Annotated in this window: 14 protein-coding genes; 10 read left to right on the top strand and 4 right to left on the bottom strand. The window is 40.4% G+C overall.

Annotated features, from left to right (window positions below):
• Positions 1-34: 34 nt before the first annotated feature.
• Positions 35-1,198 (bottom strand): oxalate decarboxylase family bicupin, encoded by a 1,164-nt coding sequence (locus MHH23_RS16940; RefSeq protein WP_340959891.1) that lies wholly within the window; start codon positions 1,196-1,198, stop codon positions 35-37.
• Between the two features lie 94 nt (positions 1,199-1,292).
• Complete coding sequence (locus tag MHH23_RS16935) at positions 1,293-1,457, bottom strand: YvrJ family protein (RefSeq protein ID WP_144668606.1); 165 nt, start codon at positions 1,455-1,457, stop codon at positions 1,293-1,295.
• Between the two features lie 166 nt (positions 1,458-1,623).
• Here MHH23_RS16935 and MHH23_RS16930 point away from each other — a divergent pair, with 166 nt between their 5' ends.
• From MHH23_RS16930 to cmr6, 9 genes are all read left to right on the top strand, one after another.
• Positions 1,624-2,226 (top strand): sigma-70 family RNA polymerase sigma factor, encoded by a 603-nt coding sequence (locus MHH23_RS16930; RefSeq protein ID WP_047947015.1) that lies wholly within the window; start codon positions 1,624-1,626, stop codon positions 2,224-2,226.
• Positions 2,195-2,395: a sigma-O factor regulator RsoA gene (gene rsoA / locus MHH23_RS16925; protein WP_340959890.1), complete on the top strand. Its 201-nt coding sequence runs from the start codon at positions 2,195-2,197 to the stop codon at positions 2,393-2,395. The genes MHH23_RS16930 and rsoA overlap by 32 nt, the downstream gene beginning before the upstream one ends.
• 728 nt (positions 2,396-3,123) lie before the next feature.
• Entirely contained in the window at positions 3,124-4,014 is an 891-nt protein-coding gene (locus MHH23_RS16920) for a DUF6602 domain-containing protein (protein WP_340959889.1), read from the top strand.
• 15 nt (positions 4,015-4,029) lie between these two features.
• Positions 4,030-5,337: a type III-B CRISPR module RAMP protein Cmr1 gene (gene cmr1 / locus MHH23_RS16915; protein ID WP_340959887.1), complete on the top strand. Its 1,308-nt coding sequence runs from the start codon at positions 4,030-4,032 to the stop codon at positions 5,335-5,337.
• Positions 5,307-7,118, top strand: a complete 1,812-nt coding sequence (cas10, locus tag MHH23_RS16910; protein ID WP_340959885.1) for a type III-B CRISPR-associated protein Cas10/Cmr2 — start codon at positions 5,307-5,309, stop codon at positions 7,116-7,118. The genes cmr1 and cas10 overlap by 31 nt, the downstream gene beginning before the upstream one ends.
• Positions 7,111-8,343 (top strand): type III-B CRISPR module-associated protein Cmr3, encoded by a 1,233-nt coding sequence (cmr3, locus tag MHH23_RS16905; protein ID WP_340959883.1) that lies wholly within the window; start codon positions 7,111-7,113, stop codon positions 8,341-8,343. The genes cas10 and cmr3 overlap by 8 nt, the downstream gene beginning before the upstream one ends.
• A 13-nt stretch (positions 8,344-8,356) precedes the next feature.
• Positions 8,357-9,226 (top strand): type III-B CRISPR module RAMP protein Cmr4, encoded by an 870-nt coding sequence (gene cmr4, locus MHH23_RS16900; RefSeq protein WP_340959882.1) that lies wholly within the window; start codon positions 8,357-8,359, stop codon positions 9,224-9,226.
• Positions 9,223-9,591 (top strand): type III-B CRISPR module-associated protein Cmr5, encoded by a 369-nt coding sequence (cmr5, locus tag MHH23_RS16895; protein ID WP_340959881.1) that lies wholly within the window; start codon positions 9,223-9,225, stop codon positions 9,589-9,591. Before cmr4 ends, cmr5 begins: the two co-directional genes overlap by 4 nt.
• Positions 9,588-10,364 carry a type III-B CRISPR module RAMP protein Cmr6 gene (gene cmr6 / locus MHH23_RS16890; protein ID WP_340959880.1) on the top strand — a complete coding sequence of 259 codons (777 nt, stop codon included), beginning with the start codon at positions 9,588-9,590 and terminating at the stop codon, positions 10,362-10,364. Before cmr5 ends, cmr6 begins: the two co-directional genes overlap by 4 nt.
• A 2,034-nt stretch (positions 10,365-12,398) precedes the next feature.
• On the opposite strand, the gene MHH23_RS16885 is transcribed toward cmr6, so the two are convergent.
• Positions 12,399-13,379: a metal-dependent hydrolase gene (locus tag MHH23_RS16885; RefSeq protein WP_039167934.1), complete on the bottom strand. Its 981-nt coding sequence runs from the start codon at positions 13,377-13,379 to the stop codon at positions 12,399-12,401.
• Positions 13,380-13,570: 191 nt separating this feature from the next.
• On the opposite strand from MHH23_RS16885, the gene mutY reads away from it, so the two are divergent.
• Positions 13,571-14,671, top strand: coding sequence for an A/G-specific adenine glycosylase (gene mutY / locus MHH23_RS16880; RefSeq protein WP_340959877.1), 1,101 nt, complete (start codon positions 13,571-13,573; stop codon positions 14,669-14,671).
• Here the strand turns inward: mutY and MHH23_RS16875 are convergent.
• The gene (locus MHH23_RS16875) at positions 14,658-14,882 is read right to left on the bottom strand and encodes a hypothetical protein (protein ID WP_008341962.1); all 225 of its coding nucleotides are present in this window, start codon (positions 14,880-14,882) and stop codon (positions 14,658-14,660) included. The genes mutY and MHH23_RS16875 overlap by 14 nt on opposite strands.
• Positions 14,883-14,945 lie beyond the last annotated feature (63 nt).

Genomic DNA, 14,945 nt, shown 5'->3' with positions numbered 1-14,945 from the left:
GCAAAAAGGACAGCCTTTTTGCAGGAAGGTGGAATTAATCCTCTTTTTTAGGGGCAGCGATGACAGGGTGTTTTTCTGTATCAAGCAGTTTTAAGAAATCTTCGCCTTGATCTAAATGATCCAAAACAAGCTGTTTCGGTGTGACCGCAAGCCACTGATTGAGTGAAATGTCTGCATAATGATCGCTCTTAAAGATTTCTAAGAAATAGAGCGGTTCGTCACCTGTATTTTCTACATAATGCCCCATCGCAAATGGCACATAGCCAACGTCTCCCGCCTGATAGTTGAAGGTTCTCGCATGTCCATCAGAAGCAAAGACCGTCATTCGAGCTTTTCCAGAAATGAAATATTGCCATTCATCCGTATTTGGATGCCAGTGCAGCTCACGAATGGCACCTGGATCAACTTTCACAAGAGCGGATGCAATCGTTTTAGACGCTTTGAAGTTGGTAGAATCCGCAATCCACACTTGTCCGCCGCTTGACGTAATCGGCTCTTGCTTTAACAGCTCATATTTAAAGGAGTTCGGGACTTCTCCTTGCTCTGTGTTAACCTTGTCACATTCAAGGGAACCAGGAATTCCTTTTTGGAAAATATACTTCTCTTTCTCTGGCAGCTTCTCAAATTGCTCCTTTGTCATTCCAAAGTTTTGGAGAACGACTTCCTCTGGGGTATGGGCAAGCCAATCAGTCACTTGGAACGTACTATTTTCAGAGAAAGACCCATCATCAAACACAAGCAAGAATTCCGCTCCCGGTTCAAGTGCTTGAATAGAGTGCGGCAAGCCTGAAGGGAAGTACCATAAATCACCCTCGGTCACATCCTCTGTAAAATTGCGCCCCTCTGCATCAACCGATGTAATTCGGGCTTCCCCATAAATCATGTACGCCCATTCCGCTTCCTTATGCCAGTGCAGCTCGCGAATCGCACCAGGTTTTAGCCGCATGTTCACAGAGGCAAGACTTTTAGAGATTGGCAGTTCACGTACCGTGACTTCTCTTGCGTAACCGCCTTTTTCTAAACGGTTGTGCGTATCAGAAAAAGAATATTTCATGTTGGGAACCGTTCCATGATCGGTTTCTGGTGGCGTGAGCATATCTAGGTTTTGTCTGTCTCGCTCGAGATTACGTGGAATTTTGACCGTTGCTCCTTTTTCTCCTCGAATCGGCTGCGGTACACCATTTTGCTTTTCACTCATGATAAAATCCCCTTTCAACATCGTATTGTGTGAGGTGACAAAAGGCCTTTCATTTCGCCCTCGTTTTCATAAGGTGAAACGAATCAAGAAGATGTCAATCTGATTCATCATTTTTTTGAACAGCGACCAATTGTTGGATGAGTTTGCTTAATTCATCAAACTTTCGTTCAAAACGTGTCAGCAAATAAATCGTTAAAATAGCAGGAAATCCAGCCTGACCGAGCTGCTTCAGCCATTCCTCCGAAAAAAAGGTCTCCATTTGTCTCACCTCCCAGCGGATGCTCGTCTTCTCTATAAGTGGTATGAAAGAAGAAATAGGAAATCAAAAGGGGAGAAAATGAACCATTAGACCCGTTTCACAAAGTTTACTTTTTTTAACTTTTGTCCACTTAATGCAAGTAGAGAGAACAAAGGGGAGGATGCACATGGATTATCGGCTGTTATTGAAAGCAAAATGGAAGGAAATCGTTGACCACCCGCTCATTCAGCAGTTTTTAAGCAATCCTAAAAACCAGCAGTTGCTCCGGCAAGTCATGGAAGAGCCAAACGAAGAAAATGCGAAAAAACTAGATTCCGAGTTCAAGCAGTTTTATCAAAAAATCCGCATCATCAAGTATATTTCCACAATGATCCGCATCTTTTCAGTCGACTTTGACAAACGAGTGAAAAAAAAGCAGCAACGTTTTCCGCTCATACTCGATCATCCTGATACGCAAGAAGTGAAAGACCCTGTTCAAACAGATACGTATGAAGCTGTGCTCTTTAACCAGCAAGACTTAGGGGAGCACCTGCAAGACCCAAGATTGTACAAGGCCTATCAGCAGCTCACAGACAAACAAAAAATGGTTTTAACCCATATTTATGTTGAAGGTCAAACAATGAAAGAAATAGCCGACCGGCTAGGCGAAACGAGACAAAACATCTCAAACATCCACAAAAAAGCACTCAACAAACTAAAAGAAGAAACAGGGGGAGATGTCCGTGCAAGAAGACAAAATGACCAATGGAGAAATGGAAGAACTCATTGAAACCTTCACACCCATGATCAAAAAGAAACTACAAAACACGGCATATCAAGAAAGAGAAGACCTCGAACAAGAACTCTATATCAAACTCATCGAAAAAGTAGACCGGCTGATTTACCAAGAAGGACCTGGCTTTTGGGAGTTTATTGTGGAATATATGACGAAGATGTAAGAGGAACTGATGGTGCGAATGTCAGGTGAACATCAAATCCCCGGGACATTCGCACCTTTTTATTCGACAAAATTGAGAAAAAATGTATATTTTATAAAGGGGAAAACAAAATTCTTTATTGAAAGTTGTGGATTGTGCCTATCATTTCCTAAAAAATGTTACAATTAGGGCAGAAATCGCAGTCGCACTCTATATGAGTGCGTGGATTGAAATAGCTGCGTCTTTGGATAATTGTGCAACTTGTTTAGATCGCACTCTATATGAGTGCGTGGATTGAAATTGGATTATAGAAACGGATATCCTCGTTTGAAAGGTCGCACTCTACATGAGTGCGTGGATTGAAATATCTGTTCAGGTTTTGGCATTTTCCGTTTCCTCCTGTCGCACTCTACATGAGTGCGTGGATTGAAATCTTGATCCGACAAAGAGTGTTTTCGGATTCATTGTCGCACTCTACACGAGTGAGCGATTTTAAATGATTATGTCTTAAACGGGTATGGGTATGGCCACCTAAAAGACTATCTTCTTACAACATCCTCTTTCAAATACAAAAGCCATTAAAATAGACTGTTCGTTTGTATAGTGAAAACATGACTCCTTGCAGTCATGTTTTTTTCTTCTTCTTTTTCCTAAATACACCTTAAAAAATCTCAAAATAAGTCGAAATGAAAAGTAGTCATTTAGATTCAAATTTTATCCATTCGTAATGTGGTGAAGGAGGAATTGGTTTGGGTGAAACGGAGCGAACCGGTAAAGTGGAGCAGCTGATCTTAGAGAATTATCAAAGATTAAACAGCATGATATCCGAAGAAGTCGACTTTGCTTCTAATCATGGTGGGCTGACAGGGGATTCTAGAGAAGTGATGTGGATGGAGTTTTTTCGGAAAATCATTCCTAAAAAATATTCATTAGCACAAGGTGTCATCATTATTGACTCAGAAGGAAATCATTCTAACGAAGTCGATATTGCCGTTTTTGATGAGCAGTATACGCCGTATGTGTTCCAACACAATTCGTTGAAGTTTATACCGATTGAGGCGGTTGCGGTTGCTATTGAATGTAAAAGTTCAAATTTCGATGTTGATAAATTAGAAGTTTGGTCTGACAATATAAAAAAATTAGTACCGAAAACAAAAGGAATAGCTAGGATGGCCGCCCAAGGGGTTGTCATGGTTGAAAATGATACACAGAAACGAACACGTCCTATTTTAATTTTAGCAAGTAATTTAAAAAGGCAAACAGCAAACTCATCTTCAGGGATGTTTGAAAAATTAGACAAAGCATTTGACTTTATACTTATGAAACAAAAGAGTGTATTTCATTTAAGAGCTCCTAATGAAGGTGAACGCCTAGTATGGTGGGCTAATGAATTAAATTGTTATGATCCAGAAAGATCTAAGGAACAAGAGGATGAAGAAAAGAAAGAAAATATTGAAAATAATGAAGATGATAGTAAAGACAAAGTGATTTCGAACAAACTCAGTGAATTACGTATTGATCACAATGAGCTGTTAACGCTAAACTTCCAATTAAATCAATTGCTAATGCTCATCAACAATCCCATGTTTTTCCCTCACTATGCATATGCCAAGCTGTTTCAGAAACAGATAACAAAGTGAAGAAAGGAGAGCGACATGACAAGGGAATCTAGTAAACCCAAAACGAATTGGCATGATGTGAAACATGCGATTGACACGAAAATTCATGAAGACCAAAGACTTTTTAAAGAGCCGCTCACTATTCATTTAGTTACGCCAATGTTTGGGGGAGGACCCCAATCAAACTCAATTGATCAAGACAGACCGATTCGTGAAAGTGCGATTCGTGGACATCTTCGTTTCTGGTGGCGTGCAACTCGAGGAGCTGTCTGCAAAAATGCGAATGAATTATCTAAAAGAGAAGCCGAAATATTTGGTCATACAGAACGAGCGAGCCAGATTCAAGTGATAACGCATTATGAAAAAGACGAAGTGAAAAGAAATTCAAAAGTATTTTTTAAAAAGAAAAATCATCCTTTTCCACGGTATGTTCTTTCAAATATGAAAGATGAAACACCATACCTCATGAAGGCGCAATTTTCTTTAAATATCCGGTTATCTAAAAAAACAACCGATTTTGAGTTAATCAAAAAAGAAGTTGAAGCAGCATTATGGGCTTGGATCAACTTCGGTGGACTTGGGTCAAGAACGAGACGTGGGTGTGGCAGTTTATATTGCAAGCAATTTTCACCATACAACAAGAGGACAAAAAGCCAATTGGAAAAATGGTTTGAGCAAAAGCTTTTAGAATATGACATCCAAATGCCAGCATCAAGTCGAGAATGGCCGACGCTTAGTCGTGAATTCAAAGTACAGGCATTTCCATCATCTATGATCTCATGCTGGCAATCCGTCATTCAGACATATGAAACATTTCGAAGAAGATCAAACCCGTACAAAAAAAGGGGAAGAAGTTGCTGGCCGGAAGCAGATACTATTCGTCTGTTAACAGGTAAGGCTAAATCAGGTCATCACATCCCTTATCCAAAAGAGAAACCATTTAAATATCAAGCATTTCCTAGAGCTCAATTTGGTTTGCCTATTCAGTTCCGATTTGCTCCTAAAGATAGTGGGAAAGATCCAGATCCTGTAACGCTCCTACCTAAAGGAAAGGATCGCTTGGCTTCACCACTCATCTTAAAACCATTGGCTATTAATCAAGAGGAATCAGTGGGCATGGTGATGGTGTTGCAGCAACCAAAGATCGAAGCTTTATCGCTTTTAGGGGACAGAAATCCTTTGCCCGATGTGACAGATGAACAAAGTATCTACCCAACAGCCACCTACTCAAATAACCCATTACAAGACGAGAGTGGCCGTACGCACTCATCGGCGATTCAAGCTTTTTTACATAGCAAGGAGGTGCGAACATTTTGTCAGAAGAATTACAAAAACAAACATTAATGCTATTTTCGATAGGGCCTGTTCAAGAATTTATTGCGCAAGCAAGGCGGACGCGTGATTTATGGTTTGGCTCTTTTCTTCTATCTGAATTAAGTAAAGCAGGTGCGAAGAAATTTCAAGAACTGGGTGGAACGCTTATTTTCCCTGTGTTCAACGAATCCTCTGCAGAACCAAACAACGCACCAAATAAAATATTGGGGGAAATCTCACACGAACAACCTTCATCCGTTGCAAGACAAGTAAAAAAAGCAATATATAACAAATGGAAGGAATACGCAGACTTCGTAAGAGGGATTGTGGATCCTTATATTCAAATAGGCACATGGAATCGACAAGTAGATGATTTAATAGAATTTTATGCTGTGTGGACTGAGATGCAAACTCAAGAGGAAGCGGCAAATGCGTCCGCAAGTCCATATCATTTGGCTCTTCAAGAAGTCGAAGGTTTAATGGCGGCACGGAAGACTTTAAGAGATTTTAAACAAAATGAGCCAGGGGCGTTATTCGGTGAACCAAAATCATCACTTGATGGTGGCCGGGAATCAGTTTTCCAAAAGCAAAAAACACCACAGCAAGTGGCGCAATTAGCAAAATGGGGAATTGGTGAACATGAATCATTAGATGCGATTTCAGTGATCAAACGATTGTCCTTACATAAGCATCCGAGCAAGACATTTCCATCAGTCTGCGATAAAGCTTTTGTTCCCTATCAAAACATGTTGGAAGAAAATGAACAGATGAAGAAAGCTGCCACTCAATATGTGAAAGATGTAGAAATGTATCTTGAGAATATGAATCTAACAGTAGCCTCTATTGATTTGAGTGAGGCATCGCTTTTTTATGATAGAAGAATAGAAGATTATCTTGAACAACGTGGACTTGTCGGGACCACACGAACAGAAGCTAAAAATGATATCACACAGCTGCTTGAAAAATATTTCAAAGGTGAATACAGCAAGCATCATGGCCAGCCGGTTAAACCACCAGCACCTTCACCTTACTATGCCTTTCTCATGGCGGATGGAGATAAGATGGGCAGCCAACTACGAAATATACAGCATGTAGAAAGCCATATTGCATTTTCTAAAACACTCTCAACTTTTGCTTCAAAGGCTCGTGGGATTATTTCCGAATGTGAAGGTACATTGATCTACGGCGGTGGAGATGATGTCATGGCTTATGTACCGGTTCACAAATGCTTAGAAGCAGCTGGGAAATTACAAAGAGAATTTGTTTCAACGATGAAGGCTCATCAACATAGTGAGACACCTCCTTCGATTTCAATTGGCATCGCCATCGTCCATATGCTTGAGCCTCTTGAAGAAGTAAGAAGTATGGCACGCCAGGCTGAACAATATGCAAAACAAGAGCGAAATTCATTAGCGATTCATTTCCAAAAGCGAGGCGGAGGAGACACAATGAATATCTCAGTCTCATTTCAAATAGATCCAGTGGCCTCTATCCAAGAGATGACGACGTGGTTAAAACAGTCTTATTTCACATCTGGCTTTGCATATGGCTTACGAGAGTTGTATCAAACATACGAACAGTCTTCATTTAAAAAACAGCCAGCAATTTTAGATGAACTCATTCCACTAGAGATAAGACGTCTTGCATTCAAAAAGAAAACGGAAGCAAAAACAGAGCAAGAAACGAAAGAGTGGATCGAACAATTGATTACGAAGTATATACCGAAGAAGAATACATTAGAAGAATTACATACAATCGCTGAATGTATGATCATTGCTCTTCAACTAGAGGAGGTAAGTGGACATGCCTGAAAGATGGTTTCACATTCAACCGCTTGATCCGCTGCTTATTCGTGATGCACGCCCATTTCAAAGTGTACCGGGTATACGGGCGCGTTCACTAAACGATGTTCCGCCAAGTGTGGTCGCAGGAACACTTCGTACAGCTCTAGCGAAGAAACGACAATCAATCAAACACACCACGCCACTTTCTTATTATGCGAAATCTCTTGTGCGAGGTCCTTTATATCGCTGGCATGATCATTTATATGTTCCAATGCCTCATGACCTTGAGTTATTCGATGATGAGTATGGCATGTATCAAGTGAGACCGAAGCCAATGATGTCGGAAGGACAGGGTTTTTTTGGTACAGGAAAAACAGGCCGTTTTAGTGAGGCATTATGGCCACCAATTGGAGCTGGTGCTCGTAAAAAAATGAAATCGCCGCCTGCTTTTGTATCACTAAAGTGGATGGTGAACTGGCTGACAGACGCAGTGAATGAGAGTCAGGTGAAGGAAGCCTTGACTGAATATCAATACATGCAGAAGGAAAATCATTCGTTCAAAAATGATGCACCACCTGCATTTATTCCAGCATTACAGCGTCAGGAACGAACACAAATTGAGGTGGAAACTGGCAGTAAAAAGGCAAAAGATCAGCATCTATTTTCAACTGAATCGCTCTTATTCCCAGATGACTTTAAACTGGAGGCAGGAATAGATTTATCTACTGAAGAGTCAGAAGAATTAAAGCCTTTCTCAGGGATTCACCCAATCGGTGGTGAACGGCGGCTGGCTCATATAGAAGACCGGCCACATGTATACCAACAAGATTGGACATGTCCGGATGCTATTAAAGAATCGCTCAAAAACAAGCCGTATGTTCGCATGATATTGGCGACACCCGCTTATTTCAGTAAAGGGTGGCAGCCCGGATGGCTGGATGAACAGCTCATGTCAAAACCACTATTTGATACAAATGTACGACTCAAATTGGTTTGGGCCTCTGTTCCACATTGGCAGCCAATCTCTGGATGGAGTTTAGCAAATAAAGACAAAGGGCGTGAAAAAGCAATACGCCGCTTAGTCCCCGCGGGTAGTGTTTACTTCTTTACAGTAGAAGAAGGAGATCCAGCAGAATTGGCCGAAAAAATGTGGCTTCAATCAGTATCCGATCGTAACCGGCGCAAAGAAGCGTTTGATCGTGAAGATGGCTGCGGGTTAGCACTTTGGGGAACATGGAAGCCGAATGAATAAGAGGAGTGAGATGATGGAAGCAAGCCGTTGGTTTTGGATACATTGTTTATCCCCCCTTCATATTGGAGCGGGTGAAGGAGTTGGCGTGATTGATATGCCCATTCAACGAGAAAAAGTCACAGAATGGCCGATTATACCTGGAAGCAGTATCAAAGGTGTGCAGCGTGAACATTATCGCGCGAAAGGACAAGACACATTCGTACAACAAGTATTTGGTACACAAGGAGATCAAGATGGAAGCGCAGGAGCAGTCGTCATGACAGATGGCCGGTTATTTTCATTCCCGGTGGCGAGTAGATACGGTACATTTGGATATGTGGCAAGTCCACTCATATTGAAAAGATTAGCCCGCGATGCAAAAGCATTAGGCGTATCACTGAATATCCCTGATCTCATAGAAGAATCAAGCACACTAGTCACCATGAATTCTAAATTAGTAGAGAATGACGAATTATATCTAGGTGAATTCCAAGGGACTGCGAAAAAATCTCAACAACTAACCGATTTTGCTAAAAAGATGGCCAAACTTTTATTCGACGATAAACAATCACAAACTCTTTGGATAGAACGATTTGTGATTGTAAGTGATGACGTTTTTCAATACATTGTCACTATGAATTCTGAAGTGACACCTCGTATTAGAATTGATCATGAAACCCAAACAGTTAGTAAAGGTGCTCTCTGGTATGAAGAGTATGTACCAGCAGAAGCCATATTTTATGGGCTCATGTGGTGTGATCGTGTCGATGGAAGCAATGATTTATCTGTTAGACATCAACTTTTAAATCAACTAGAAAAACAGATGCATCTTCAATTAGGCGGAAACACAAACGTAGGTAAAGGAAGAGTATCCTGGCGTATGACAGGAGGGGAGAGATCATGAAACTCATTCAGCATCATTATGCTGAGAAAGCGTATCAACATGTGATGAATGCCAAAACGAATGAGGAGAATTTCTCAAATCAATATGGACAACTCTGTCACAGATTCGCCTCAATGATCTTAACAAATGGATTAAGGATCACTATTACATTTTTTGAAGCAAAATCAAAAAAAGGAAATGCTTATCAACAATTCGTTCAGGATATAAAAGAAACACTAGATATACAAGGAGATTGGTCAGCTTCCAATCGAGATTACTTAATCAAATCAAGACAAGCTTTAAGTGCATCTGTTTGGTTCAAAAGATATGCGGAATCTATTTTAAAGGTGGAACAAGGGGCGGAAAATGTGGAGGACATCCAATGAATCTGTCATTAACCTTAAACAAAAGCAAATGGGAGATTGATGGTTCCACATTGTCGAACATCATAAACGACAGTTCGAAGAAGCAGTCATTTTATGAAAATGTGATTAGTTTACATCAAGAACAGTGGGAAAAATACAATCACTTGTTGTATGAAAAATTTGTGGAGCGATATTATACTGACACGAACCCCACATGCCTAGTCAAATCCATATCACCGTTAGTCATTGGACATGGAGGAGAGGGTGTACTTGAAACGGGATTATTATTACACCCGGTATACGGCGTTCCTTATTTACCAGGAACCGCTTTAAAAGGCGTAGCCTCTCATTATGCCCACTCTGTATTAGGTGAAAACTTTCCAGAACTAAAACAAGGTGGTAGTGATTACAACACATTGTTTGGAACAAACGAACGTGCTGGCATCATCGAATTTCATGATGCGCTCATGATGCCTGAGACGGTAGGAGAAGCATTCAAAGTGGATGTGATGACACCACATCATTCAGACTACAACAGCGTCAAGCTAGATAAGATGAACAAAGGGGGAAGTGTTCCAGCCCCTCGAGACGATGACTCACCAACACCGATTCATTTCTTAACGGTGGTCAACAGCCGCTTTCAACTTCTATTGAAAACAAAAAAGAATCTATCAGAAGATGCGGAATGGCTCGAACTCGCCAAAACCATCTTACTAGGCGCTTTAGAACACGAAGGAATCGGTGCTAAAACAAATGCAGGTTATGGAAGACTTAAAATGGACGACGTCATCTAAGACTAAGTGCGAATGTGAGGTGAACATAAAATCCATGGAACATTCGCACCTGTTCATTCGACAAAAATGAGAAAAAATGTATATCTTTTAGGGGTGAAAACTTAATTCCTATATAGAAACTTAAGGGTTTTGACGATTATTCCCTAAAAAATGTTATAATTAGGGCGAAAATCGCAGTCGCACTCTATATGAGTGTGTGGATTGAAATATGATCAATAAGACTTACATAATTTTCAAAGTTACGTCGCACTCTACATGAGTGCGTGGATTGAAATGAAAAATGCTTGCAATCAGGTGAAAACCAGGCGAGGTCGCACTCTACATGAGTGAGTGGGTTGAAATCTGAAGCGTCGCTGACTTTTTTGGTCAAAATAGGTCGCACTCTACGTGAGTGGATTAATAATTGCGAAAACATAACTCTGCCTCCTGCCTCAGTAGTCATGAATCTAATTGAATTCAATTGTTGCTGAAATATAAATAAGTATGATTAACAAGTTTCAATAGATTTCATACTAAGAAAAAGTCGGTGCGAATGTGAGGTGAACATAAAATCCTTGGAACATTCGCACCTATTCATTCGACAAAAATAAGAAAAAATGTATATTGTTTGGAGGGGAAAACAAAATTCTATATAGAAACTTGAAGGTTTTGATGATCATTCCCTAAAAAATGTTATAATTAGGGCGAAAATCGCAGTCGCACTCTATATGAGTGCGTGGATTGAATTTAGAAAAACGCATTTAGAAAGTGTTTTGAACTTGTCGCACTCTATATGAGTGCGTGGATTGAAATTACAAACATAATAGCCAATTGTTCTAGATACTGGTCGCACTTTACATGCGTGCGTGGATTGAAATATTGATTCTCTATGTTCTGGTATTTCAATGGCGTCGCACTTTACATGAGTGTGTAGATTAATAATTGCGAAATACATAACTCTGCCTCTCAGTAGTCATGTATTTAATTAAATTCAAAGTTGTTGCTCAAATAATAAATATGATTATCAAGATTCAAATAGATTTCAGACTAGAAAAAGTCGGTGCGAATGTGAGGTGAACATAAAATCCCTGGAACATTCGCACCGTTTCATTCGACAAAAATGAGAAAAAATGTATATTTTTTAGTAGTGAAAACAAAGTTCTATATAGAAACTTAAGGGTTTTGACGATCATTCCCTAAAAAATGTTATAATTAGGGCGAAAATCGCAGTCGCACTCTACATGAGTGCGTGGATTGAAATATTAAACGATACTTCTCGATCATCGACATATACATGTCGCACTCTACATGAGTGCGTGGATTGAAATATGGCGTGGTGAATATTGTTTATGTGACTCTTGTTGTCGCACTCTATATGAGTGCGTGGGTTGAAATTAGCCGATGGTTCAGCTTGATGTTTTTTTCAAATCGCACTCTATATGAGTATGAGGAGTAAAATTCTTATCAGAAGGTAGCTTGAAAGATATATTGACAATTGCGCTTGATATAGGTGTGAAAAACATAACTCTGTCTCAGCCTTTTTATTAATGAATTCAAAGCTGTTGATGAAACAGCGAAATAAGTATGATTATCATCAGTAATAGTTTTTTTAAAATAGGATTAAGAAAGATTCGGTGCGAATGTGAGGTGAACATAAAATTCCTGGGACATTCGCACCTTTTTATTCGACAAAAATGAGAAAAAATGTATATTATTTAGAGGTGAAAACAAAATTCCATATAGAAAATTGAGGGTTTTGGCTATCATTACCTAAAAATGTTATAATTAGGGCAGAAATCGCAGTCGCACTCTACATGAGTGCGTGGATTGAAATTTCTCGGTTGTGTAGCTTGTGAGGGAGTTGATGTGTCGCACTCTACATGAGTGCGTGGATTGAAATAGCGATGACAAGGCTCGCAAGCACATTGTATTTTGTCGCACTCTCCATGAGTGCATAGATCACAGTTTCTGCGTTTTATACAAATTCAAGTACTATCCAGTTCAAAATCTACACATATGAATAATTCAAGCCCTACACAACAAAAAAAGACTCGCTCACACAGAGCCGAGTCTTAATTTTTTTTGCAGTTTTTCTTCACTGAAAATCCAACCGGTATAGGAATTTTTGATTTGGTGGTCCATGTCGATATGGCAGATTGCAACAAAAGGATAGTGACCTTTGCTGCGGTAGCGCAAATCAATAAACCGTACCTCATAATGATCCTTGTATTTATCTACTTCCCACCGGTAGACAGGGGAGAAGGAGAGAAAGGCTGAAATGTTTTCATCCTGTTTGGCAATTTTCATAATCTCAGTATCAGGGACCGGCACACGGTTAAAGGTGTCTAAAATGATGATCTCACCATTCATACTGCGTCCAACATGGAAAGAGGATTTACATTTCACAGCAATACGCCATTGTCTAAACTTCATTGTAGGCGAAATGATTATTTCCTCAATCTCATCGAATCGTTCACGAAGCTGACGTTTAATCTGAAGCTGCATGATGACCCTGACGATATAGTAACAGAAAATCACGGCATACAGCGTAATGAACGTATAGCCGGGATGCCCGCCAATCGCCCATACGACAATGGCGACAAGATGTGTAAAAAAGATAAACGGATCAAACGTGTTAATGATCCCAAGCGCTACCCATTTCTTTGAAAATGGACGAATGGCCTGCGTGCCGTAAGCATTGAAAATATCGACAAACACATGAAGCACAACGGCTAATAGTGTCCATAGCCAGAGGTGAAGTAAATTCGCCCCCGGCACAAATGGGAAAATCACAGCCGGAATTAGCAATGACCAAAACAGTACAGCCGGAATGGAATGAGTAAATCCCCGGTGATTTCTTATATAAACTGCATTATTTTTTAGTTTTAGCACAGTATCAATGTCTGGTGCTTGGGAGCCGGCGATGGTCGCGATCATCACGGCGTGTGCCATGTGTGGATCTGCGCTGACGGCTGGATCTAAAAGCGCAAGTCCCCCAAGAGAAATGCCCATTACTACATGAGTACCAGTGTCCAATTGATTACCTCCTAGTTATCATGCTTAGGAACAATCATAAAAAGTATACGTCTCTCATCAAGACTATGTGCAAAATCACTTTTGCTTTATCCCGATTTAATGTAACATGTTAACGTATCTACAAACAGTATACAACAAATAAGGTTCTTTTCAGAACGTTAGCTCTCGGTTCGATAAGAAGGAGTATAGAGATGAAAGACTTTCAAGAAAAGCTGGACCGCAAAGATATTGCGGGCTTTCAGCATGATTTAATCGATTGGTATGAAAAAGAACAACGAACACTTCCATGGCGTGAAAATCAAGATCCATATCGCGTCTGGGTATCAGAAGTGATGCTCCAGCAAACGAGAGTGGATACGGTCATTCCGTACTTCAATCGGTTTATGGAGCAATTCCCGACGGTGAAGGATCTTGCTTTAGCTGATGAAGAAAAGGTCATGAAAGCATGGGAAGGTCTTGGCTACTACTCACGAGTGCGTAATTTACAGGCAGCTGTGAAAGAAGTCTATGAATCCTACGGGGGCGTTGTCCCTGATACGAAAGAACAATTTTCAAAACTGAAAGGTGTAGGCCCGTATACGAGCGGCGCAGTGTTGAGTATCGCCTATAACAAGCCATACCCTGCGGTAGACGGCAACGTGATGAGGGTCATTTCCCGTATCTTGTCCATATGGGATGATATTGCAAAACCAAAAACGAGAAACATTTTCGAATTTGCGGTTGATCAGCTCATTTCCCGGGAAAAGCCGTCAGAATTCAATCAAGGGCTAATGGAGCTAGGTGCACTTATTTGCACCCCAACCTCTCCTGCATGCCTCATTTGTCCTGTAAACATGCATTGCTCGGCACTTGAGGAAGGCATTCAGCATGAGTTGCCGGTGAAAAGTAAGAAGAAAAAGCCGACTGCGAAATCAATGGCAGCAGCGGTATTATTTGACGATGCAGGCCACCTCTATATTCATAAGCGTCCAAGTACAGGTCTGCTTGCGAATTTATGGGAGTTCCCAAACATGGAAACAATGAAGGGAAGAAAAACGGAAAAAGAGCAGCTGATTGATTTCTTAAAAGAGGAAGCGGGTGTACAAGCAGAACTTGGTGATTTAGAAGGCACCATTCAACATGTATTTACCCACCTCATCTGGAATATTTCTGTTTTCTTTGGACGTGTGACCTCTGTATCTGATGACACGATGCTGAAAAAAGTCACAACAGAAGAATTTGAGGCATATGCTTTGCCAGTCTCACATCAAAAAATATGGAAGATGGCACTTGAACAGCCTAATCATATTTAACCGTTGTACCATGGGTATAATCGGCTTCATTTCGGTGCAGACCCCCGCGGTTTTCAATTTCAGAAATGATTTCTCGATACTTAGATTGCCCTTCTTCGTTTAAATAAGGTAAAATTTGTTGGAAAGCATGATGAAAAAAAGCAAGCTCAGTATCTTTCCATTGATCCTTTGACATCATGCCAAGCTGGCTTAAATCGCGTCCGACATACATGAATATAACCTCCTAATAGGAACTTTCCTATTAGTGTGAAGCGAATGGACGAAAACTATTCAA

Origin of the sequence: Bacillus sp. FSL K6-3458 (assembly GCF_038005045.1) — a bacterium.
GTDB lineage: Bacteria > Bacillota > Bacilli > Bacillales > Bacillaceae > Bacillus > Bacillus altitudinis.
Note: the sequence above shows the minus strand (reverse complement) of the source record. Positions and strands in the feature narration are given on the sequence as shown.

Excerpts from the sequence above, each read along its gene's own strand:
- MHH23_RS16935 (WP_144668606.1), bottom strand. The coding sequence starts at position 1,457 with ATGGAGACCTTTTTTTCGGAGGAATGGCTGAAGCAGCTCGGTCAGGCT.
- cmr6 (WP_340959880.1), top strand. The coding sequence starts at position 9,588 with ATGAATCTGTCATTAACCTTAAACAAAAGCAAATGGGAGATTGATGGT.
- cmr4 (WP_340959882.1), top strand. The coding sequence starts at position 8,357 with ATGGAAGCAAGCCGTTGGTTTTGGATACATTGTTTATCCCCCCTTCAT.
- MHH23_RS16940 (WP_340959891.1), bottom strand. The coding sequence starts at position 1,198 with ATGAGTGAAAAGCAAAATGGTGTACCGCAGCCGATTCGAGGAGAAAAA.
- cmr5 (WP_340959881.1), top strand. The coding sequence starts at position 9,223 with ATGAAACTCATTCAGCATCATTATGCTGAGAAAGCGTATCAACATGTG.
- cmr1 (WP_340959887.1), top strand. The coding sequence starts at position 4,030 with ATGACAAGGGAATCTAGTAAACCCAAAACGAATTGGCATGATGTGAAA.
- mutY (WP_340959877.1), top strand. The coding sequence starts at position 13,571 with ATGAAAGACTTTCAAGAAAAGCTGGACCGCAAAGATATTGCGGGCTTT.
- cmr3 (WP_340959883.1), top strand. The coding sequence starts at position 7,111 with ATGCCTGAAAGATGGTTTCACATTCAACCGCTTGATCCGCTGCTTATT.
- MHH23_RS16930 (WP_047947015.1), top strand. The coding sequence starts at position 1,624 with ATGGATTATCGGCTGTTATTGAAAGCAAAATGGAAGGAAATCGTTGAC.
- MHH23_RS16875 (WP_008341962.1), bottom strand. The coding sequence starts at position 14,882 with ATGTATGTCGGACGCGATTTAAGCCAGCTTGGCATGATGTCAAAGGAT.
- rsoA (WP_340959890.1), top strand. The coding sequence starts at position 2,195 with ATGACCAATGGAGAAATGGAAGAACTCATTGAAACCTTCACACCCATG.